The 19,024-nt window shown below is 66.6% G+C and carries 22 protein-coding genes and 1 pseudogene; 11 read left to right on the top strand and 12 right to left on the bottom strand.

Annotated features, from left to right (window positions below; all coding sequences use genetic code 11):
* Nucleotides 1-500: 500 nt before the first annotated feature.
* Nucleotides 501-959 carry a hypothetical protein gene (locus tag QW868_RS32540; protein ID WP_316232482.1) on the bottom strand — a complete coding sequence of 153 codons (459 nt, stop codon included), beginning with the start codon at nt 957-959 and terminating at the stop codon, nt 501-503.
* Nucleotides 960-1,322: 363 nt separating this feature from the next.
* Here QW868_RS32540 and QW868_RS32545 point away from each other — a divergent pair, with 363 nt between their 5' ends.
* Together QW868_RS32545 and QW868_RS32550 are read left to right on the top strand one after the other, a co-directional pair.
* Nucleotides 1,323-1,559 carry a hypothetical protein gene (locus QW868_RS32545; RefSeq protein ID WP_315712310.1) on the top strand — a complete coding sequence of 79 codons (237 nt, stop codon included), beginning with the start codon at nt 1,323-1,325 and terminating at the stop codon, nt 1,557-1,559.
* 129 nt (nt 1,560-1,688) lie between these two features.
* Nucleotides 1,689-2,279 carry an NAD(P)H-dependent oxidoreductase gene (locus tag QW868_RS32550; RefSeq protein WP_315780527.1) on the top strand — a complete coding sequence of 197 codons (591 nt, stop codon included), beginning with the start codon at nt 1,689-1,691 and terminating at the stop codon, nt 2,277-2,279.
* A gap of 70 nt (nt 2,280-2,349) precedes the next feature.
* Here QW868_RS32550 and QW868_RS32555 read toward each other — a convergent pair whose 3' ends face one another.
* Nucleotides 2,350-2,598 carry a hypothetical protein gene (locus QW868_RS32555; protein WP_315741135.1) on the bottom strand — a complete coding sequence of 83 codons (249 nt, stop codon included), beginning with the start codon at nt 2,596-2,598 and terminating at the stop codon, nt 2,350-2,352.
* Between the two features lie 380 nt (nt 2,599-2,978).
* Between QW868_RS32555 and QW868_RS32560 the strand changes: the two genes are divergently transcribed.
* From QW868_RS32560 to QW868_RS32575, 4 genes are all read left to right on the top strand, one after another.
* Nucleotides 2,979-3,866 carry a LysR substrate-binding domain-containing protein gene (locus QW868_RS32560; RefSeq protein WP_316232483.1) on the top strand — a complete coding sequence of 296 codons (888 nt, stop codon included), beginning with the start codon at nt 2,979-2,981 and terminating at the stop codon, nt 3,864-3,866.
* Between the two features lie 119 nt (nt 3,867-3,985).
* Nucleotides 3,986-5,287, top strand: coding sequence for a 4-aminobutyrate--2-oxoglutarate transaminase (gabT, locus tag QW868_RS32565; protein WP_315798489.1), 1,302 nt, complete (start codon nt 3,986-3,988; stop codon nt 5,285-5,287).
* A 40-nt stretch (nt 5,288-5,327) separates the two neighbouring features.
* Nucleotides 5,328-6,626: an ArgE/DapE family deacylase gene (locus QW868_RS32570; RefSeq protein WP_316232484.1), complete on the top strand. Its 1,299-nt coding sequence runs from the start codon at nt 5,328-5,330 to the stop codon at nt 6,624-6,626.
* On the top strand, nt 6,623-7,549 hold the full coding sequence (locus QW868_RS32575) for a glyoxylate/hydroxypyruvate reductase A (RefSeq protein WP_316232492.1): 927 nt from the start codon (nt 6,623-6,625) through the stop codon (nt 7,547-7,549). The genes QW868_RS32570 and QW868_RS32575 overlap by 4 nt, the downstream gene beginning before the upstream one ends.
* A gap of 13 nt (nt 7,550-7,562) precedes the next feature.
* Here QW868_RS32575 and QW868_RS32580 read toward each other — a convergent pair whose 3' ends face one another.
* Both QW868_RS32580 and QW868_RS32585 read right to left on the bottom strand, forming a co-directional pair.
* Complete coding sequence (locus QW868_RS32580; protein ID WP_315755680.1) at nt 7,563-7,946, bottom strand: hypothetical protein; 384 nt, start codon at nt 7,944-7,946, stop codon at nt 7,563-7,565.
* 141 nt (nt 7,947-8,087) lie between these two features.
* Nucleotides 8,088-8,321, bottom strand: a complete 234-nt coding sequence (locus QW868_RS32585) for a DUF6894 family protein (RefSeq protein WP_315741140.1) — start codon at nt 8,319-8,321, stop codon at nt 8,088-8,090.
* Nucleotides 8,322-8,529: 208 nt separating this feature from the next.
* Between QW868_RS32585 and QW868_RS32590 the strand changes: the two genes are divergently transcribed.
* The 4 genes from QW868_RS32590 to QW868_RS32605 all read left to right on the top strand — a co-directional run bounded on the left by QW868_RS32590 (nt 8,530) and on the right by QW868_RS32605 (nt 11,316).
* Nucleotides 8,530-8,712: a hypothetical protein gene (locus QW868_RS32590; RefSeq protein WP_315775288.1), complete on the top strand. Its 183-nt coding sequence runs from the start codon at nt 8,530-8,532 to the stop codon at nt 8,710-8,712.
* A 222-nt stretch (nt 8,713-8,934) separates the two neighbouring features.
* On the top strand, nt 8,935-9,819 hold the full coding sequence (locus QW868_RS32595; RefSeq protein ID WP_315741141.1) for a hypothetical protein: 885 nt from the start codon (nt 8,935-8,937) through the stop codon (nt 9,817-9,819).
* Nucleotides 9,809-10,198: a cytochrome C gene (locus tag QW868_RS32600; RefSeq protein WP_315813683.1), complete on the top strand. Its 390-nt coding sequence runs from the start codon at nt 9,809-9,811 to the stop codon at nt 10,196-10,198. The genes QW868_RS32595 and QW868_RS32600 overlap by 11 nt, the downstream gene beginning before the upstream one ends.
* Before the next feature lie 281 nt (nt 10,199-10,479).
* Nucleotides 10,480-11,316 (top strand): HD domain-containing protein, encoded by an 837-nt coding sequence (locus QW868_RS32605; protein ID WP_315741143.1) that lies wholly within the window; start codon nt 10,480-10,482, stop codon nt 11,314-11,316.
* Between the two features lie 9 nt (nt 11,317-11,325).
* On the opposite strand, the gene QW868_RS32610 is transcribed toward QW868_RS32605, so the two are convergent.
* The 6 genes from QW868_RS32610 to QW868_RS32635 form a co-directional block, all read right to left on the bottom strand.
* Complete coding sequence (locus QW868_RS32610) at nt 11,326-12,000, bottom strand: HAD family hydrolase (RefSeq protein ID WP_315780537.1); 675 nt, start codon at nt 11,998-12,000, stop codon at nt 11,326-11,328.
* 203 nt (nt 12,001-12,203) lie between these two features.
* A complete protein-coding gene (locus QW868_RS32615) occupies nt 12,204-12,611 on the bottom strand; it encodes a hypothetical protein (protein ID WP_315741145.1) in 408 nt (135 codons plus the stop codon).
* Nucleotides 12,612-12,717: 106 nt separating this feature from the next.
* Nucleotides 12,718-12,924: a hypothetical protein gene (locus tag QW868_RS32620; RefSeq protein WP_315712292.1), complete on the bottom strand. Its 207-nt coding sequence runs from the start codon at nt 12,922-12,924 to the stop codon at nt 12,718-12,720.
* Between the two features lie 133 nt (nt 12,925-13,057).
* Nucleotides 13,058-13,948: a hypothetical protein gene (locus QW868_RS32625; protein ID WP_316232485.1), complete on the bottom strand. Its 891-nt coding sequence runs from the start codon at nt 13,946-13,948 to the stop codon at nt 13,058-13,060.
* Between the two features lie 522 nt (nt 13,949-14,470).
* On the bottom strand, nt 14,471-16,537 hold the full coding sequence (locus QW868_RS32630) for a PAS domain S-box protein (protein WP_316232486.1): 2,067 nt from the start codon (nt 16,535-16,537) through the stop codon (nt 14,471-14,473).
* 61 nt (nt 16,538-16,598) lie between these two features.
* A complete protein-coding gene (locus QW868_RS32635; protein WP_315712288.1) occupies nt 16,599-17,336 on the bottom strand; it encodes a Crp/Fnr family transcriptional regulator in 738 nt (245 codons plus the stop codon).
* A 406-nt stretch (nt 17,337-17,742) separates the two neighbouring features.
* Here QW868_RS32635 and QW868_RS32640 point away from each other — a divergent pair, with 406 nt between their 5' ends.
* On the top strand, nt 17,743-17,919 hold the full coding sequence (locus QW868_RS32640) for a hypothetical protein (RefSeq protein WP_316232487.1): 177 nt from the start codon (nt 17,743-17,745) through the stop codon (nt 17,917-17,919).
* A gap of 116 nt (nt 17,920-18,035) precedes the next feature.
* On the opposite strand, the pseudogene QW868_RS32645 reads toward QW868_RS32640, so the two are convergent.
* Nucleotides 18,036-18,179: pseudogene (locus QW868_RS32645) on the bottom strand (DUF305 domain-containing protein); the annotation flags it as partial.
* 26 nt (nt 18,180-18,205) lie between these two features.
* Complete coding sequence (locus tag QW868_RS32650) at nt 18,206-19,000, bottom strand: DUF72 domain-containing protein (protein WP_316232493.1); 795 nt, start codon at nt 18,998-19,000, stop codon at nt 18,206-18,208.
* Between the last annotated feature and the right edge of the window lie 24 nt (nt 19,001-19,024).

Consider the following 19,024-nt stretch of genomic DNA (forward strand, 5'->3'; position numbering starts at 1 on the left):
GCCGAAGGCGGGGGCGCGTCTCGCGCCAGCCTTGAGGCCGGCCGTTCGCCGGCCTACCTCAACAGCACAGTTGCTCTTGCGAGCGAGAGATGGCACGACAAAAGCACTGAATCCGATTTAGGAAAAGCGGAATATCTCTGACGATGGGACTGGACAGGCCAAATCAGCTTGATGGGCCTGCCGAAAATCGCTTCTGCGCGCACCGCCGTTGTTGCCGATTCAGGCCGTGGAGGCGACGCCGCCGGATGGAAATGCGCTTTGATTTGCCCGGCGGGCAGGCGGTTCTTCGTTCCAATGATCGTTGTTCGATCGAAAGCCGCGCTGCGAACATGTTTGTTACTCGCCGGTCGCGCGAGGAAGCGACGGCGCGCCGAAGCACACTCGGTCCGCACCACAGCCGTCCCACATCGTTGCTCGGCAGGGCTCGGATCAGGCTGCCGCTGGAGCGGTTCTACGACGGCGACGACTGAAGCCGGCGATGCTGCGGCGCGGCGGCAGCGTCAGTCGGCCATCTCGGCGGCGTCGAGCGCGATCTCCTCGCGCTCGGCCTTCTCGGCCGTCGGAGTGTTGGCGGTCTCGGCCGTTTCGAAATCGTCCTCGGCGATCTCCTGGACCGCAGCTTCCTGGACCTCGGCCGTCTCGACCTGCTCGGCGGCGAGTTCGGCGGCCACGATGGCCTCCGGCTCGGCGTCGTCATTGGCCGGCGTCGAGAACAGGTTGGGGGCTGGGATGGTGGTGGGCACCACCGGCCGCTGCTTGGCCTTGTACCAGGACGAGAATTTCTGCGAGATGCCAGCTTCGAACTCGGCGAGCGGCAGGCTGTTGCCGTCCTCGTCGGTGATGACGACCTGCCAGCCTTCTGCCTCCATCACCTGTGCGTTGGCGAGAACGATGAGGGCGCTTTCGCGCTGCTTGCGGATTGTCTGCTGCTCCCGCTCAGCCACCATCGTGTACGCCATGAACCTGACTCCCACACCTGAACTCGGGACACGTGATGGTCCGAAGCACCATCAGCACGCCGCCACTACGCCGTGAGAGTGTGAGCGCGGCTGGGCCGGATTGCGTTCGCCTAATGACAATTTGGCGGCGTCTCACGGGGTCCGGCAGCGCAAAAGGAGTCGAAGATGCAACAGGCCGCAAAATTGTGGTGCAGGAACGAGAGCGCTTGTTGAAGGCGCGCCGCGACGTGTCATCATTTGATTCTGCGGCGGCAACTGCTTCGCGACATCAGCGAAAGCAGCGGGTGAACCGGACAAACAGCGGGCGAATTGGGGACGGCGATGCGAACTCATCTGTTCAGGATGCGGAATTGGAATGTGGCAATGGCAGGGCTTGCGCTGGCGATGGTCGCCAGCCCGCGCGCGGGCCATGCCTTCACGGAGGACGACCAGCGGCGGCTGTGCACCGGCGACGTGTTCCGGCTGTGCTCGTCGGAGATTCCCGATCGCGACCGCATCATTGCCTGCATGATGAAGCAGCGCGCTAGCCTCAGCGACGGTTGCCGCAGCGTGTTCGGCCGGCCATCCGAGCGCTCCGCTTCAGCTACGGTGACGCGCTGAGCGTGCCACGCCTCGTTTCCGCCAACCACGCGCCGCCGGTCGATCGATCCGCGGCGTGACCATAGTGACCTCGATGGCAATGCGGCGTGGTAGTCTGGCGCGGATCGTCCGGCCAGGAGTTGACGCGCCATGAGCTTCCGCATCCTCGTCCTCTACGGCTCCTATCGCTCCGACCGGATGGGCATCCGGCTCGCGCAATTCGTCGTGGACGGGTTGCGCGCCAGGGACCAGGACGTCGAGCTGATCGACGCCAGGGCGGTCGGCCTCCCGATGCTCGACCGCATGTACAAGGAATATCCGCCCGGCCAGGCGCCAGCGGCCATGGCCGAGCTTGCGGCCAATATCCGTGCCGCCGACGGCTTCGTGTTCGTCACCGGCGAATATAATTGGGGCATGCAGCCGGGACTGAAGAACCTCACCGACCACTTTCTCGAGGAATGGTTCTGGCGTCCGGCGGCGATCGCGAGCTATTCCGCCGGCCGGCTCTCCGGGGCACGCGCCGCCACCGCGTGGCACGGCACGTTGTCGGAGATGGGGATGGTGGTGGTGTCGAGCACGCTTGCCGTCGGCCCGATCGGTCAGTCGCTATCTGCCGACGGCAAGCCGACCGGCGATTCCGGCCAGGCGCTGGAGCGCGCGTTTCCGCGCTTTGCCGACGATCTGTTGTGGTGGGTCGAGGCGGGCAGGGAGCAGCGGGCGCGCAGGGCGCCGCCCTACTGAGCGCGGCACCAGCGCAGGCCGGAGCGCAAGCGCTCCGGCTCTCGTGCCAAGTCCGCTAACCACACGTCCGCTAACGTTGTTCCGCGCTGCCGGCCCCGTTGGTGACCGCGCGCTGACGCGCCGGCGCGCTTGCGCCCTGGCCCTGACAGGGCCGCTCCATCCATGTCCCGTCGGGAGCCTGCTGGTAGGCGCGGCACGGCAGGGACGATGTGGCCTGATCATCCGGTTTGGGCGTCTGGGAGCTTTTCGCCAGTGCGGGGGCGGCCGTCGCGACGAGGGCTGCCAGCGAACCGACGGAGATCATTTGGCTGATCCGCATCTTGGGGGTTCTCCTGCTCGAAGCACTGCCGATTCAAAGTCGAATTGTGGAAACTTTTTGGCAAATGGCGCCTGTCGGGGCGGGGAGGCTTAAGGATCGTTTGCGACGCGGCCTGCCACGTTAAGACGTCCGCGAACGTCCCGCCCGCGAGTGTGGCTTTCTCTGGGCTGGCGTTGCGCCGATGCTGACGGTAAGAGCGGCATGACGCGCGCAAGCGCCCTCGTGACCGCGATGCGGCGCTCCGCCCGGAACGCCTCGTGCGGTCAACGGACGCCGCCAAGGCAGCCGGCGCTCCGACATCAGCCGCGCGACAGACGGATCGTGGCGGTTCCCGCTTGAGGGCGGGGAGGGGGATCGCGCAGGCTGAGAACTGTGCGAGCATGACGAGACCTCGATTGCCCTCCCTGATCGCGCTGCGTGCCTTCGAGGCCGTCGGCCGCAAGGGCAGCGTGCGCGCCGCAGGCGACGAACTCGCCGTCAGCCACACCGTGGTCTCGCGTCATCTGCAGAATCTGCAACGTAGCCTGGGCGTGGCGCTGGTGCGCGCCGAGGGGCGGGGCCTCGCGCTGACCGAGGCCGGGCGCCAGTTTCATGCCGAGGTCAGCCAGGCCTTCGACATCATCGCCCGCGCGACAATTTCGGTGCGGCCCGCAGCGCGTCCGACCCTGAACATCTGGTGCATTCCAGGCCTCGCCAATCGCCGCTTGCTGGCGCGGCTGCCCGAGCTGAGCGGCCCGCCGCGCAACTGGGACATCAATCTGCAGCCGACGCTGGCGCACCCCGACCTGCAGCGCGGCGAAGCGGATGCGGAGATTGTCTATGCCGAAGCGGTCGACCGGAGCGGCGGCGTGGTCGCCGAGGAGCTGGTGCGCCCACGTGTATTTCCGGTCGCAAGCCCGGCCTATCTGGCAAGGTTTCCGGCGATCGCGACACTCCCGGGCCTCGCCAGGGCCTCGCTGATCCACGAGGAGTCCACCGCGCAATGGGAGCAATGGTTCGAGCTGGCGGGGTATCGGGAGCCGGTCACGTTGCGCGGCCAGCGGCTGTGGCACGCGCATCTCGCCATCGAAGCCGCCCGCTTCGGCCAGGGCGTCGCGCTCGCCAACGAGGTGCTGGTCGCCGACGATCTGCGCAGCGGTGCGCTGGTCGAGGTGATCCCCTCGGCACTCCACATGGGAGCCTATCAGCTCGTCGCGCTCCGGGAGCGCTGGGACGAGCCTGCGATCGTGGCGCTGCGGGCGTGGCTGAAGCAGGTGCTCGCCGCGTAGCCGCGCTCATCCCGCTGGGTCTGGTGCATTGCAGGCACTTGTCATCGGGAACAAGCTGATTGATCGCGACGGCTCTCGGCGTAGCCTTCTGCTCGATTTTTCTCACGAGGAGTTGAGCCATGGCTGTAATTTCGGCTGCAATTTCGGCTGCGAACGAAGACCTGCTGGCGCGACGACACGAGGCCGTCGTCAGGGGCGTGAGCTATGCGACGCCGCTGTTTGCCGACCGCGCCCTCAACAGCGAGGTGTGGGACGTCGAGGGCAAGCGCTATGTCGACTTTGCCGGCGGCATCGCGGTGCTCAACACCGGCCACTGCCATCCGCATGTCGTTGCCGCGATCCGCGCGCAGCTCGACCGCTTCACCCACACCTGCTTCCAGGTGCTGCAATACGAGCCGTATGTGCGGCTGAGCGAACGGCTCAACGCGCTGGCGCCGATTTCGGGGCCGGCCAAGTCGATCCTGCTGACGACCGGCGCGGAGGCGACCGAGAACGCGATCAAGATCGCGCGCGCGGCCACGGGGCGCAGCGGCATCATCGCCTTCACCGGCGCCTTCCACGGCCGCACCGCGCTCGCCAACGCCATGACCGGCAAGGTGATGCCGTACAAGAAGCATTTCGGACCGCCGCTGCCCGGGGTCTGGCACGCGCCGTTCCCGATCGCCGGCAGCAGCGTGTCGGTCGAGGACACGCTGTCCTACATCAACTTCATCTTCAAGGCCGACATCGACGCCTCGCAGGTCGCGGCCATCATCATCGAGCCGGTGCAGGGCGAGGGCGGTTTCCACCAGGCGCCGCCGGAGCTGATGCGGGGCCTGCGCCGGATCTGCGACGCCCATGGCATCGTGCTGATCGCAGACGAGGTGCAGACCGGCTTCGGCCGCACCGGCAAGATGTTCGCGATGGAGCACTACGACGTGCAGCCGGACCTGATCTGCGTCGCCAAGAGTCTCGCCGGCGGCATGCCGCTGTCCGGCGTGATCGGACGTGCCGCGATCATGGACGCCGCGGAGCCGGGCGGCCTCGGCGGCACCTACGGCGGCAATCCGCTGGCCTGCGCGGCGGCGCTCGCCGTGCTCGACGTGTTCGAGCAGGAGAAGCTGCTCGACCGCGCCAATGCGATCGGCGACCGATTGCGCGCGGCGATCGAGCGCTTCTCGCGCGCCAACAACCTGGTTCCGGTTTCCGGGCCGCGCGGTCCTGGCGCGATGGTTGCATTCGATATCCTGAAGCAGCGCGGCAGCGACGAGCCGGATTCCGAGATGACCAAGCGCGTGACCCGCGTCGCACACGAGAACGGACTGATCCTGTTGTCCTGCGGCGTCACCGCGAGCACCATCCGCATTCTGGTGCCGCTGACCGCGTCCGACGAGATCGTGGACGAAGGGCTCGCGATCCTGGAGAAGTGCCTGGCCGCCTGACGCGCGGCCGAGGTGAATGGGAAGGCTGGAGGTTTGAGACGTGACTGACGCTGCGGCGGCTGTGCCGAATGACGTGATGGAGCGGCTCGCCGCCGCTGTTGATGCCAACTTCGCCAAGCAGGTCGCCTTCCTGCAGCAACTCGTCCAGTTCCGCAGCCTGCGCGGCGAAGAGGCGCCGGTGCAGGACTGGCTGGCCGGCGAGTTCGAGACCCGCGGCTATCAGGTCGACCGCTTCAGCCTTGAAGACGTCGACCTGATGCGCCATCCCAAGGCGGCGCCGATGGACAGCATCGCACTCGACGGCTCCAAGCAGGTGGTGGCGACGCTGGACGGCGCGGGCAAGGGACGCAGCCTGATCCTGCAGGGCCACATCGACGTCGTGCCCGAGGGCCCGACCGATCTCTGGAACGATCCGCCCTATGAGGCGATCGTGCGTGACGGCTGGATGATCGGCCGCGGCGCGCAGGACATGAAGGCCGGTGTCTCCGCGATGATCTTCGCGCTCGACGCCATCAAGGCCGCCGGCTTCGTGCCGGACGGACGCATTCACCTGGAGACCGTGACCGAGGAGGAGAGCACGGGCAACGGCGCGCTCTCGACTCTGATGCGCGGCTATACGGCCGACGCCTGCCTGATCCCGGAGCCGACCGGCCACACGCTGACCCGCGCGCAGGTCGGCGCGATCTGGTTCCGGCTGCGCGTGCGCGGCACGCCGGTGCACGTCGCCTATGCCGAGACCGGCACCAATGCGATCCTCTCGGCGATGCATCTGATCCGCGCCTTCCAGGAGCACACGAAAGAGATCAACGCGCGTGCCAAGTCGAACGCCTGGTTCGCTGCGGTCAAGGATCCGATCAAGTTCAACGTCGGCATCATCAAGGGCGGCGACTGGGCGAGCTCGACGCCGGCCTGGTGCGACCTCGATTGCCGGCTGGGCGTGCTGCCGGGCGAGACGCCGGCGCAGGCCATGGCCGGCATCGAGCAGTGTCTCGTGAAGGCGCAGGCCGCAGACAGCTTCCTGTCGGAGAATCCGGTCGAGCTGGTGTGGAGCGGCTTCCAGGCCGATCCTGCGGTGTGCGAGCCCGGCAGCGCCGCCGAGGCGGCGCTGGCCGAGGTACATGCACGGGTATTCGAGAAGCCGCTCGACGTGCGGCTCTCTACGGCGGTCAACGACACCCGCTACTATCAGGTCGACTATGGCATCCCGGCGCTGTGCTACGGGCCCTATGGCATCGGTCCGCACGCGTTCGACGAGCGTGTCGATCTCGACAGCGTGCGCAAGACCACGCTGTCCATTGCGATGTTCGTCGCGCAATGGTGCGGACTGCGGCCGGCATGATCACGGTCGCGCTTCTCAGCCGTCCCGGACTGATGGATCCGATGCAGGCGCTGCTCGCGCGCGAGCTGCCGGGCGTGACCGTCGCGTCATGGCCGGAGTCGGCGGCACGCGATGCCGAGCTTGCGGTGTGCTGGAAGCCGGAGCCCGGCGCGCTCGCGACGATGCCGAAGCTGAAGCTGATCCATTCGATCGCGGCGGGCGTCGACAACATCCTGTCCGATCCGACCGTGCCGGATGTGCCGCTGTGCCGGATCGTCGATCCCGATATCTCCGCGGCCATGACCGAGTTCGTGCTGTGGGGGACGCTGTATTTCCACCGCGACTTCGATCGCGTGGTCATCAATGCGCGCAACGGCGTGTGGCGTCGGTACGAGCAGCGTGCCGCGAAGGACCGTCGGGTCGGCATTCTCGGGCTCGGCGAACTCGGCTCCGCGGCGGCGATCCGTCTGGTCGAGCTGGGCTTCGCGGTGAGCGCGTGGTCGCGCTCGCCCAAGGCGCTTGCCGGCGTGCGGACCTATAGCGGCGCCGATGCGCTCGACGACTTCCTGGGTGAGACGGAGATCCTGGTCTCGCTGCTGCCGCTGACGGCCTCGACCGTGGGCCTGCTCAATGCCGGGCGCCTGGGCCGGCTGCCCAAGGGTGCCGCGCTGATCCTGTGCAGCCGCGGCGAGCATCTGGTGACGGAGGATCTGGTCGCGCTGCTCCGCAGCGGCCATCTGCGCGGCGCCGTGCTCGACGTCTTCGAGCATGAGCCATTGCCCGCGGACCATGCGCTGTGGCGCGATCCGGGCGTGCTGGTGACGCCGCACATGGCGGCGATCGCCTCCTGGCAGGTGATCGCGCAGCAGGTGGCGGAGAATGCGCGGCGTCTGCTGCGCGGAGAGACGTTGCTGAACGTCGTCGATCGCGCCCGCGGTTACTGATTTACCAGCGGGTCTACTCGAGTGTCTGCACCGGCGGCGCCACCGGGCCGCGCGGCGCCGGCGGAGCGACAGCAATGGTCCGTGCAGGCGGTGGTGCGCTGCGCGGCGCGGCCTGCGGCTGCTGCTGAGGCTCGGTCATCGCAGCCTGGCTGTCCCTGACTGGACGCCGGACCTGCTGCGACCGGGCCGCACGCGAGCGGCGGAAGCCCCAGGAGCGCGCGATCGAAGGACCTGCGGTATAGCCGACGACGGCGCCGGCAACGGCTCCCACCGGCCCGAATACGACGGCGCCCGACAAGGCCCCAAGCGCGGCATCGCCGCCGCGGTGCTCGTCGGCCATCGCCGCCGATGCCGTCAGTGTCAGCGCCAAGGCCGCGGTCGTCAGCAGTCTGGTCATGAGATGTCCCCTCCGTCGCATCAGCGCCGAAATGGCGGACAAATGTGGCGATAAGAATGCGAGGAGCGGAACCTGTGAGGGAGCCAGTAACCCTAATGCGGACACAATGTCTCAGCGCCGCGGCAGGGCGCGCAGCTCCGTTCAATGCATCGGGCCGAGCACCGACGCGAACGGCATGGCGATGATTTCCTCGCCGAGATCGTCGGAAATGTGCAGCACCCAGTCGCGCCAATCCTCGTCGCTTTCGGAGGAGATCAGCGAATGCATGACGCGCTCGGCGTGATCACAGGCCTCGGCGAGATCGATGACCGCGGTTCCACGCCGATCGACGAGGAACTCATCGGGATTGGAGCAGTGGAAGAAGACCTGCGTCATGTCCGTCTCCTCAAATCGCCATCCGGCGAATCTCAGTCAGAAGTAACAGTGCGGCGGCGTGCGCGAAATCGGATTGATCACGTAAGGTAAATTACGGGGCGCAGTCTGAACCGGTGGAACCGGACGTGCAGTGATCCAGCTCACGGAACGCATCGGTGTAGAGAAAGTTGTCGCGGACCATTCGATCCGGCGACAGGAGCTCGACATGATGTCTGAAGTCCAGATCCACGCGATCGCCCGGCAGATGCTCGAGGTGCACGGCGCCTCGGCTGTCGCACAAGCTGCGCAAAAGGCACAGCAATGCGAGGCCAGTGGCGAGGCCGAGGAGGCCCGCGAATGGCGCCACATCTCGGACGCCATGAGGATGATGCGCGGTCCCCACCAGAGCTGACATCGGATCCCAATTTTCAGAATATGCCGCGCGTTCCGGCGGCCTCGCTCGACTCTGCCCGGCCGCAGCCGGCGGTGGATAGGTTTCGTCAAGGGGAACGTGTGCCGCATCTCATCCTGGTTTCCGACCCATTTTCCACGCAAGAATCGGGCAACATGATTCGGCAGTGGATTCGCCGCTGACCAACGTTGCCGGCGCGCCCGCCGTCCAGGGATTATTGCCATGGTCTTTTTCAAGCGTGAGCTGAGCCCCGTCGAGATCTTCGAGCGTGCGCTGAAGGACAAGCAGGCCGCGCGGCGGCGGCTGACGGATCGTCTCCGGGTGGCCGAGGCGGCGCTGGACGAGAAGCGCGTCGCCGCGGAGCGGCTCGCCAAGGCGGGCGCCAGCAACGGGCAGCTCGATCGTGCCGAATCGAAGATGCAGGCGGTCGAGCAGAAGGCCAAGGCGCTGCGCGCATCGGTCGCCGAATGCGACGAGCAGATCATCCTGGCGGAGCGCGCCTTCGCCGACGCGGTGGCACAGCGCGACCGCGACCGCGCCGCCAACGACATCGAGGCCGTCGCCACCGCAATCGAGCAGGCGGTTCCTCGCTTCGAGATCGGTGCGGCGGCGCTCGTCGATGCGGTCACGCGCGGCCGTGCGGCGCTGAGCGAGGCCAGCCGCTTCGCGTCCGATGTCGATGACATCCGACGCGAGGTGCTGTCCGCCGCGGAGCTGATCTGCTGGGAGCTGCGCGCGGCCGCGAGCCGCACGCGGGCCGGCAACATCAATGTGGCCCTGCTGGCGCCGCCCGAGGTGAGGCAACTGCCTGCGCCCGAGACCGACCGTCAGATGATCTACACGCTGAGTCCGCTGACCTGGCGTGAGGGTGAGGAGGTGAAGCGCGTCGCCGCGTTCACCATGACCGCGCTGCCGAAGGCCCTGCTGCCGCTGGCGCTGGCGCATCAGCACGTCGACTATCTCAACGCGCGCCGGGTGCAGACGCTGATGCACGTCCATGGCGGCGGACAGCAGCAGAGCGAGCCGATGCCGGACGATCCGGCGCTGGTCGATCTCGATGCGCTGGGTGTGCAGGCGGAGGAAAGCCCGCGGGCTGATGTCGCCTGAGCGTGTCCACGCGCGCGGGCGCGCCGGGGCGCGGCTGGGGTTTGTTGGATCGGCCGCGCTGCTGCTGATTGTCATCAGCAGTGCACAGGCGGAAGATCTCGATGCCGGCAAATCCGGCGCGCGGCTGTTTGCGGACAGCTGCGCCACCTGTCATCGCTCGGCACGTGGGCTCGCCAAGGGGCGCTTTCGCCTGACGCTCTATTTGTTCCTGCAGAAGCACTACACCAGCAGCGACGACTCCGCGTCGGCCTTGAGCACCTATCTGCAGTCGGTCGATGCGCCGGCGGCCGCGCCGGCCCGCCGTTCCCCTGCGCGGCGACCGGCCTATCGCGGTGAGACACGACCGCCACGGCCGCCGCTGCCGGTGCGGGGACGTTAGCGATCGACCTCGATCGCGTCAGATTCAGTCGCTTGGCCCGCAGTTTTCCGGTGTGTGCTCGTCCGGGTGTGGCCGATATCCGCAACCTGGGCTATGCTCGTCGGCCAAGGTGCTCGAACGCTCCGGGGGCCGATCTCGCGCGTGTCCGTGCGAAGCTGGCCGTCCTGAGCCGTGTCGTCCTGACGTCTCAGTCGTGCCGCGAGCCGCGTTATCGTGATGGTGTTTTCGGGCGTTATGTCTTTTGACGTTGTGTTTGGGCTGTCTGAGGCGGGGCAGCGGCGATGATGACCTTACCGGAGCTCGCGGCAGCGGCGTTGGAGCGTTTCCTCAGCTCCTATATGCGCCGCCGTTTCGGATCGTCTCATACCCAGTTGACGGAGATGCTTCCGGCGGCTGCGCGCATTGCACTGGAATGCATCGGCAACAGCGATGCGCTGTATCACAACGTCGAGCACACCTTGCTGGTCACGCTGGCCGGCCACGAGATCCTGCGCGGCCGCGCGCTGCACAGCCACATGACGGCGGACGACTACGTCCACGTCATCTTGGCCTGCCTGCTCCACGACATCGGCTATGTCCGCGGCCTGTTCAGGGAAGACGACGTCGACGGCTTCGTCATCGATCGCGGCGGCCGCAAGATCTGCCTGCCGCGCGGCGCCTCCGACGCCAGCCTGATGCCGTATCACGTCGACCGCTCGAAGCTGTACGTGATCAACCGCATCGAAGGCATGGCGCCGCTGGACAAGGATCGCATCGCCCGCGCCATCGAGGGCACGCGCTTTCCGCCGCTCGCCGGCCAGCAGTTCGACGAGGAGCAGTCGATCGTGCGCGCCGCCGATCTGATCGGACAGCTCGGCGACCCCAACTACATCCGCAAGGCCAACGCGCTGTATTACGAGTTCGAGGAGGTCGGCATCAACCGGCAGCTCGGCTATGAGTCACCGGCCGATATCGTCAACCGCTATCCGCAGTTCTATTGGAACAGCGTCGCCCCGCACATCCAGACCGAGATCCGCTATCTCAACATGACATCGACGGGGCGCCAGTGGATCGCCAACCTCTATGCCAACGTGTTCCGCGCCGAACGCGACATCTCGCTGTCGGGCCCGCAGAGTTGACCGGCTGAGTTAGCGCCGGCCGCCGACCTCGTCGATGTGGCCGAGCAGGTCGGCCGGATCCTCGTAGACGCGGATGGCGCCGGACTGGCGCAGTTCCTCCGAACCATAGCCGCCGCTCAACAGGCCGACGCCGAGCGCCCGGCAGCGGGTTGCGGCGAGCATGTCCCAGATGCTGTCGCCGATCACGACCGCGCGCTCGATCGGCGCGTCGAGGCGGGCGGCGGCCGCGAGAAACAGATCGGGATCAGGCTTGGCGTAGCGGACCTCGTCGCGTGTCACGACAGTGTTGGTCTTGGGATCGACGCCGAGCGCGGCGAGATTGACGGCCGCCGTTTCCATTCTCCCGCTGGTCGCGATCGCCCAGGGGATACCGGCATCGGTCAAGAAGCCGAGCAGCTCGCGTGCGCCGGGCAGGGGCCGAACCTGGCCTCCGAGCTTCTGATAGGCCGCGGCATGCGCTTTCCGCAGCCGCTCGATCCGATCGGGCTCGATGGCAAAACCCGTCTCGCGCAGCAGCTGGTTGGTGAACAGGCCGCCGCTCATGCCGATCTTGCGGTGGATGCGCCAGACCGAGAGCTCGATGTTCTCGGCATCCAGCGCCGTTTTCCAGGCGAGCACATGCTGATAGACGCTGTCGACCAGCGTGCCGTCGAGGTCGAACAGGAAAGCGGTTTCGATGCGCATGGCTCGCTCCGGGCCGGATGTCTGCTGCATAGCAGCTGCAAGGCCAAGCGGCAGCGGTCATCCGGGTTCCTGCTCGCCGCGGGGCTGTGCCATGCCCGCTATGGCGGTGCGCAGACCGACGAACGGTGCGTCGTTCGGCCATGGCCGGCAAACGTGCCGTGCGGTCTTTCCACTCCGTCGGCAGCCCCGAGGCCGCTCCCGGGTCAGCCCTTGGGACGGATGAAGCCGGCCAGCGTCTTCTTCTGCTCCTCGCACCAGTTCGTCATGCCGAGGCGGCGCTGATCCATGTCGATGGCCTGCGTGGCGACGGCGACCTCCGCCATCAGATCGTCGTCCTGCTTCTCGCCCATCTTGCCGCCGGTGTGCATGTAGGCGATCGCCTTGCGCACCTTCTCGGTCGTGCCGTCAGGCATCTTCATGTCCTGCGCCTTCTGGACCAGATCCTGATAGACGACATCGACGCCGGGACATTCGACCTTGGTGGCGAACGCCTCCAGCACCATGGTCGTATACATATGGCGTGGCTCGGCGCTGCCCGGTGTCAGGGCCGCCAGCAATGCCGCAGTGGTCAATGCCGCAAGGGTTGACGTGTAAAGCAGACCGTTTCGCATCCTCTGGCTACCTCCCGCTTGTTTTCGGCGAGGCTAGCCTGTGGGCGACGTGCGGGCAACAACGAGCGCAGTGCAGCACGCGCGAATTGATCGAAGGGGTCGCCGGCTATTTGTTCAGCCGCCGCTCCTGCTCCTTGAGCAGAACGTCGAGCTCCTCGCTCTGCTGCGCGAGGCGGTCGGCGTTGCGCTCCTCGTCGGCCGCACCCGACTGCGAAGCGGCCTGCTCGGTGATCTGGCGGATGTTGTCGCGCAGGATCGCGATGCGGTCTGCGAGGTCGGAGGCGGACAGGACGGTCGGATCGGTCAGGCTCATGAACCCCTCGGCAATGCGCATTGTCAGGCGCAGTTCCTTAGCTCGGAAAGCCGCGTCGCGACAAGTGGATCGACGAAATCGATCACCGCCGTGTCGATCGGCGCGGACCAGCGCGGGCGCCTGTGCGGATCCCTCAGCGCACCGGCATTGGCGGACGCACCACGGGCTGGTCCGGATCGACCGGCGCCGACGGCAGCGGCATCGGAGCAGGCGGCGGAGGAGCCATGCCGACTGCGGCCGGCGGCGGCGTGCGCGGCCGGTGCACTGCTGCTGCACCAGGCAGTGCCGGGGTCACGGCCGCGGTCGCAGGGCGTGGGGCCGGGCGCGGCCGGATCGTCTGCTCGATGGCGCGCGGATCGAACGACCGTGCTTCCGCGGTCCGCTCGCTCGGCCGCTCGGCGGGCCTGTCGCTGGACTTGGCCTCGGCGACCCGCGCCATGTCGCGGACCATCTGCTCCTGCCCGGCCTTCAACTGTGCGAGGCTCGTCTTCAGCTCGCCGATCTGCTGGCCCAAGGCAGCGAGGTCGTGGGCCATCGATTGCAGCAACTGCTCCTGCGACGCGGTCGCGCCAACCGCGCTTGTTGCGTGCTCCTGCGCCTCAGCCGGCGCTTCGGCGGCCGTCTGCTGGGGCGCGGTCGCGGCTGGCTGTGCCGCGGCGTCCTTGTCGGCGTTCGATGCCAGCGTGATCCGCGGCATCCAATGCGCGATCATCTCCTGGGCTTGGTCTCCATAGCTCTGCCAGGCGGCCGCGGCGACCGCGCTGCCGACGGCGAACAGCACCGCCAGAATGGTGCGCACGGCCCAGGTGGCGAACGTGCTGCGCTCTCCGGTGACCGCGAGGTCGCTCGTCGCCTGCGTCCTGTAGTCAGGGTCGATCTTCGGCAAGGGGACATCCGGCGGCCGTTGCGAGCTGCGCCTGTCCGCTTCGGCGGCGGTGCGATCCGCGCGGGCCGCCAGCACGATCTCGGGATCGATCATGGCATGAGGCTGCTGATCGCCGTCTTTGGTCGTCGTTGCAAGCATTGACGCTCCGTCCTCCGTTGTCGTCCGCCTCGCAGGCGGCGCTCGGCTCTGTACCGATGTGTCGTCCTAACCAACGCCCTCGTGCGCCAATGCTCCGCGTACTCACGCTGCATCGTACCTACGCTTCGTGACACCAACGTCGGATGACGACGGCGCCACAGGACGCTCGGCCTCTCGGCCGCATCAGCACAGAACCTGGATACCGGTTGTCCCTCGTGCCCACGCACCTGCATGTTCACGGTGATTCATCTTGGCCAGAGCCGCATGCTCAGGAACGTCCCATCATCGTTCCGTCGCGTCGACGTTCGGCCGATTCCCAATCTCATCGACACTTGGTCATATCCGCCCAAACCAAGGCGAAGACATGGCGGTTGCGCGACCCATGCGACCTCCACCTCTGGCCGCAGGCGGAGCATACCCCGAATGCACCGCGAAGGCTATGCCGACGGCGTTTCTCCGCGCCGACGAGATCCCGACCATTGTTGCCGACCGGTGCCGCGAAATGAAGCTTCGATCGGCCCGTCAACGCTTGAGAATGTCGTCGGTGGGCAGCCGGATCTCGCAGCAGAGGCCGCTCGGCTCGAAGCGCCGCACGACGCGGGCACCGACCTCGTACGGCAGCATCTGTTCCAGCAGCACGGTTCCAAAGCCCTGGCGCTGCGCACTCAGCGTGCGTCCGGACATGCCGGTCTCGGTCCAGTCGATGACCAGCCAGTCGACCGCGTCGTGCTTGTCGAGCCGCCATTCGATCCTGATGAAGCCCCGCGGCACCGTCAGCGCGCCATATTTCAGCGCATTGGTCGCGAGCTCGTGCATGGCAAGCCCGATGCTCTCGGCCGCCTTCGGCTTCAGCCGCACCTGGGGGCCTAACAGCGAGAATTGCCTGTCCTCGCGCGCGGCTCCGGCGCGCAGCTCATCGGCGATCAGCTCGGCCAGATCGAAACCGGCGAGGGGATCGCGCGTGACGACCGCCTGGATGCGCGACAGCGCCGTGATGCGGCCTTCGAGGTGACTGGCGAAATCCTCGACACTGTCGCTCGAGTCGCCCGTGCGGCGGATGATCGAGCGGATCACGGCGAGCATGTTGCGGACGCGGTGCTGCAACTCGGCGAGCAGCAGCTTCTGGTGCTCGGAGGCCGAGACCAGCGCCGTGATGTCCTGGGTGATGCCGCCGATGCGCTGCACCTGCCCCACCTCGTCGACCATGGGAAAACTACGGATGCGCAGCCAGCGCGTGACGCCGTCCGGCTGCCTGATGATACGGACGTCCAGGCTGTCGCGCTGGCCGTGCCGGGCGCGCTCCAGGCTCTCGAGGGCGCGGGGCCGGTCCTCCGGCAGCATGAGCTCGGTCCACGATGCGAGATGGTCGCCGCGGAGCACAGCGGTGCGCGGGACGCCATAGATCGTCTCGAATGCGGGGCTGAGATATTCCCATTGCAGGGTCTCGGCATCGCGGATCCACACCACGTCGGAGGACGCTTCGCCGAATTGGCGGAAGCGCGCCTCGCTGTCGCGCAGCGCGGCCTCGGTACGCTTGCGGTCGTCGATGTTCATCACGAGCTCGACGAGGGTGCCGTCGCCGAGGTCACGGCCGGCGAACATCATCCAGGCGCGTTCGCCGTTCTTGCGAAAATACTGCTTCTCATAGGGACCGAGCCGGCCGGTCTGCCGCAGCAGCTCGATCTGGTCGCTCGAAGTGCGCATCCATTCCGGGGGGGTCAGGCTCTTCCAGGTCAGCTGGCCGCTGTTGATCTCCTGGCGCGAATAGCCTGTCATCGCCAAGAAGGCCTCGTTGGCGTCGATCAGGGTGCCGGCTGCATGATCGAAGAACAGCACGCCGACCGAATCGATCTCGAGGAGGCGGCGCAGTCGATGATCGCTGGCATCGCCGCCATTCGAATGCGGCTGCTGTGCGGGCGGCCCAGCGTCCGGCAGCTCGCTGCAGCCGAGGCAGACGGCGAGCTCAGGATCTGCCTGTGCGAGGGCAAGCACATCGGAATCGATCGTGAGCAGGTGAGCATCGGCCCAGAAATGCGCTGTGCGCAGATAGGCGAGGAAGGCCGCCAGCAGATCGAACCTGGTGTTGCCGAACGCGTGTCGGATCGCGCGCCGCGAGCGGTCGGAATCAGCACTTTGCATGAACAGCACCGACGCGGCCTCGAACAGGTCCGCCTCGCCGTCGCTGCCCGGCTCCGGGATGTCGAGCGGGGGCTGGAGAATCTCAAGCCGGCCCAGCGCCGCCGCGGTGCGCACGGGATCCGCGAGCGGCCGCGCGAGCAGTTGACGCGCCCGATCGATCGTCTCGGGGCGGGATGCCGAGTCGCCCGCGGGCTTGCCCAATCCGACCAGAAAACCGAAATGCCGGGTCAGACAATAAGGCGAATGGTTGAGGCGCGACAGATGGACGGCGAGCCGCTCCTTGAACAGGGCCGGCAGCGGGGTGTCGAGATAGGCGGATTTGGCGAACTGCCAGAGCTGTCGGGTCGCCTCAGGCGCTGACGGCGCCGACCTGAACAGGTTGGGCATCAGCCCGAGGCGCTGCACGATCTCCTGCTCGAAGGGTCCGTCAACCATGCGCTGTTCGACCATCGCCGTTTCCCCGGCAGAGTGCCGAGCCGGTCAGCATAGCGCAAGCGCCGCTCCGAACCTCTCACTCATTCGCGTCGAGCTGACGGCCTTCGCGGTCCAAATGCAAGTAATTCGCGTTGAACAGGCCTGCGCTCATCAGGCGCTCGAGGTCCGGAAGTACCAGCATCTTGCCCTTGAGCACGATCAGGTTGCTGGCGCGCAGTTCCTGCAGCGTGCGGTTGACGTGGACCTTCGACAGGCCGGTCGCCTCGGCGAGATCGGCCTGGGTGAGCGGGAAGCTGCAGCTGCTGTCGTCGGCGAGACCCGCCAGGCGCAGCCGGAAGAACAGTTCGCACAACAGGTGCGCCATGCGTTCGGACGCGGTGCGCTGCCCGAGATTCATGGTCCATTCGCGCTGGATCGCGGCATTGACCAGCGTTTCCCACCAGAACGCCGTCGCAATGCGCGGATAACCGGCGCTGATCTCGTCGAAGAACTCGCGCGGCAGATCGGCGATCGACACCGGCGTGATGGTGCCGATCGAATGGTCCATCTCGCGCAGAATGAAGATGTTGAGATCGCAGATATCGCCAGGAAGGAAGAACGAGACGATCTGGCGGCGGCCGTCCTCGAGCTGCTTGTAGCGGCAGGCCCAGCCATTCAGGATCAGATGCACGTCCTTGGGCTTCTCGCCTTCGCGCGCGATGTCGGTGCGTGGCGCGAAGGTCCTTACCCGCTGAGCCGCAGCGCGGTTGAGCATCAGGCGGTCGGCCGCAGAGAGGCGGACGAAATTCTCGAGCTTGCGTACCAGATGACTCAAAGAGCGGTTCCCCCGAATTAGTTTATTGGGGTTCCATGTGGTGCGACTTCAATAACTTATGTTAGCATTGTACCGCGTTGACCGCTGGATCTTTCTACACTTGCATGAGGACTGCATGAGGAACCAGCGCGGGCCCGGAGTCGGAGAGATCGCCGCGGCTTCTTGCGCTGCCCGTGCTCCCAAGCGATGCTCGAAGCACCAGCAACATCGCGCGATCCCGACCAACCCTTCGCGCCTCTGTCGTGGAACTCTCATGAAAACTGATGAGGACCACCGTCGAAGCCCGTTGATTTACGGGAATCGACGCGTGGTGGCGACGATCTGGCGCCACTTCAGGTCAGCGGATTTAAGACCCCCTCAGGCTCCGCTTCCTAAGTTGATCAAAACAATCAACTGGAAATGCATCATGCGAGTCGGTCAGCTCTTTGCGGTGTCGATGCTCTCGGTCACGGCGCTTGCCTGTGTTCTCGGGGCCCCGGCGATCGGCGCCAAGCGCCCGCTGGCTGCGGTCGAGTACTCCAGCATCGATCGCGCGCAAGGCCGGATCGCGGTCGATCGCGAACGGGATCGAATCGAGCATTGATCAACTCGGCAATCCTCCGAAAGTCGCGCAGGCGATGTCTGAGGCGGTCGAGGCGTATTTCACCAATGCAGCGGGACTGATCGAGAAGGAGACCGTGGTGTCGCGCAGCAATGCCGGCTGATGGCGACCTGCTTGACGAAGTCCTCCGTGCTCGGCGCAATGCCGAGCGCCGAATTCACCCCGGTCTTTTCGCAGACTGATTGGGCGAGGGCAGGGCCGGCGAGTACCAGGCAGCCAAGCGTGCTGAGTGTGCGTCGCATGGGTGGTTCCTCTCGTTGGTTGCGGCCTAAACCGAGAGATGTCCACGATGTTCTGTCGACCTCGCGCGCGCCGCGCCGTGTGTCCGGTGAGGGGACGCCGCGAGCAACCGGCGCAGCCGCAAAGCGTCGGCGGGCGCCGCGCTCTTCTGGTCGTTGTCGAAATAGAGGTAGACGTCGATCCCGTGCGTCGCCCAGGCGCGAATGCGCTTGGTCCAGGTCGCGAGCGTTGCGTCGGTATAGTTGTCCTTGTAGCGGCCGCCGGGGCCGTGTCCGCGCACATAGACGAAATCGGCCGTGCGCTTCCACGGCGCCGGGGCGTCGTGATGGTCCGACAGGCAGAGCGAGATGTTCGCGTCCCTCAGCAGGCGCATGATGGCCGGCGTGTACCAGCTCGGGTGACGGAATTCGAAACTGTAGCGCCGGTGCCTCGGCAGCAGCGGCAGAAAGGACTCGAGGCGCTCGGGATTCGCTTCGAATTGCGGCGGCAGCTGGAACAGCACGGGGCCGGCCTTGTCGCCGAGCAGCGACAGCCGGCTCTCCATCAGCGCAATGCTGTTGACCGTGCGCGCGGACAGGCGCTTCCAATGCGTGATGAACTTGGAGGCCTTCCAGGCAAAAACGAAATCGGGGCCGGTCTGATCGCGCCAGCCGCGGACGGCGGCTTCCGTCGGCGTCCGGTAGAACACGCCATTCAGCTCGGTGGTCTCGAACTGGCTGGCGTAGTAGGGCAGCTGGTGCCTGATCAGAAGGCCCTGCGGAAAGAAGGCGCCGCGCCAGGACCCGTAATGCCATCCCGATGTGCCGACCACGACCCGGGCCATCATCGTCCTCTCGCCGAGACAAGA

This window comes from Bradyrhizobium sp. SZCCHNR1051 (assembly GCF_032489615.1).
Classification (GTDB): Bacteria; Pseudomonadota; Alphaproteobacteria; order Rhizobiales; family Xanthobacteraceae; genus Bradyrhizobium.

What these genes read in the sequence shown, in the direction of transcription:
- QW868_RS32545 (WP_315712310.1), top strand. Translation starts at nt 1,323, where the DNA reads ATGGCAGGGCTTGCGCTGGCGATGGTCGCCAGCCCGCGCGCGGGCCAT.
- QW868_RS32595 (WP_315741141.1), top strand. Translation starts at nt 8,935, where the DNA reads ATGGTCTTTTTCAAGCGTGAGCTGAGCCCCGTCGAGATCTTCGAGCGT.
- gabT (WP_315798489.1), top strand. Translation starts at nt 3,986, where the DNA reads ATGGCTGTAATTTCGGCTGCAATTTCGGCTGCGAACGAAGACCTGCTG.
- QW868_RS32580 (WP_315755680.1), bottom strand. Translation starts at nt 7,946, where the DNA reads ATGACCAGACTGCTGACGACCGCGGCCTTGGCGCTGACACTGACGGCA.
- QW868_RS32610 (WP_315780537.1), bottom strand. Translation starts at nt 12,000, where the DNA reads ATGCGCATCGAAACCGCTTTCCTGTTCGACCTCGACGGCACGCTGGTC.
- QW868_RS32650 (WP_316232493.1), bottom strand. Translation starts at nt 19,000, where the DNA reads ATGGCCCGGGTCGTGGTCGGCACATCGGGATGGCATTACGGGTCCTGG.
- QW868_RS32550 (WP_315780527.1), top strand. Translation starts at nt 1,689, where the DNA reads ATGAGCTTCCGCATCCTCGTCCTCTACGGCTCCTATCGCTCCGACCGG.
- QW868_RS32600 (WP_315813683.1), top strand. Translation starts at nt 9,809, where the DNA reads ATGTCGCCTGAGCGTGTCCACGCGCGCGGGCGCGCCGGGGCGCGGCTG.
- QW868_RS32540 (WP_316232482.1), bottom strand. Translation starts at nt 959, where the DNA reads ATGGCGTACACGATGGTGGCTGAGCGGGAGCAGCAGACAATCCGCAAG.
- QW868_RS32615 (WP_315741145.1), bottom strand. Translation starts at nt 12,611, where the DNA reads ATGCGAAACGGTCTGCTTTACACGTCAACCCTTGCGGCATTGACCACT.
- QW868_RS32555 (WP_315741135.1), bottom strand. Translation starts at nt 2,598, where the DNA reads ATGCGGATCAGCCAAATGATCTCCGTCGGTTCGCTGGCAGCCCTCGTC.
- QW868_RS32630 (WP_316232486.1), bottom strand. Translation starts at nt 16,537, where the DNA reads ATGGTCGAACAGCGCATGGTTGACGGACCCTTCGAGCAGGAGATCGTG.
- QW868_RS32605 (WP_315741143.1), top strand. Translation starts at nt 10,480, where the DNA reads ATGATGACCTTACCGGAGCTCGCGGCAGCGGCGTTGGAGCGTTTCCTC.
- QW868_RS32620 (WP_315712292.1), bottom strand. Translation starts at nt 12,924, where the DNA reads ATGAGCCTGACCGATCCGACCGTCCTGTCCGCCTCCGACCTCGCAGAC.
- QW868_RS32640 (WP_316232487.1), top strand. Translation starts at nt 17,743, where the DNA reads ATGCGAGTCGGTCAGCTCTTTGCGGTGTCGATGCTCTCGGTCACGGCG.
- QW868_RS32585 (WP_315741140.1), bottom strand. Translation starts at nt 8,321, where the DNA reads ATGACGCAGGTCTTCTTCCACTGCTCCAATCCCGATGAGTTCCTCGTC.
- QW868_RS32575 (WP_316232492.1), top strand. Translation starts at nt 6,623, where the DNA reads ATGATCACGGTCGCGCTTCTCAGCCGTCCCGGACTGATGGATCCGATG.
- QW868_RS32590 (WP_315775288.1), top strand. Translation starts at nt 8,530, where the DNA reads ATGTCTGAAGTCCAGATCCACGCGATCGCCCGGCAGATGCTCGAGGTG.
- QW868_RS32625 (WP_316232485.1), bottom strand. Translation starts at nt 13,948, where the DNA reads ATGCTTGCAACGACGACCAAAGACGGCGATCAGCAGCCTCATGCCATG.
- QW868_RS32560 (WP_316232483.1), top strand. Translation starts at nt 2,979, where the DNA reads ATGACGAGACCTCGATTGCCCTCCCTGATCGCGCTGCGTGCCTTCGAG.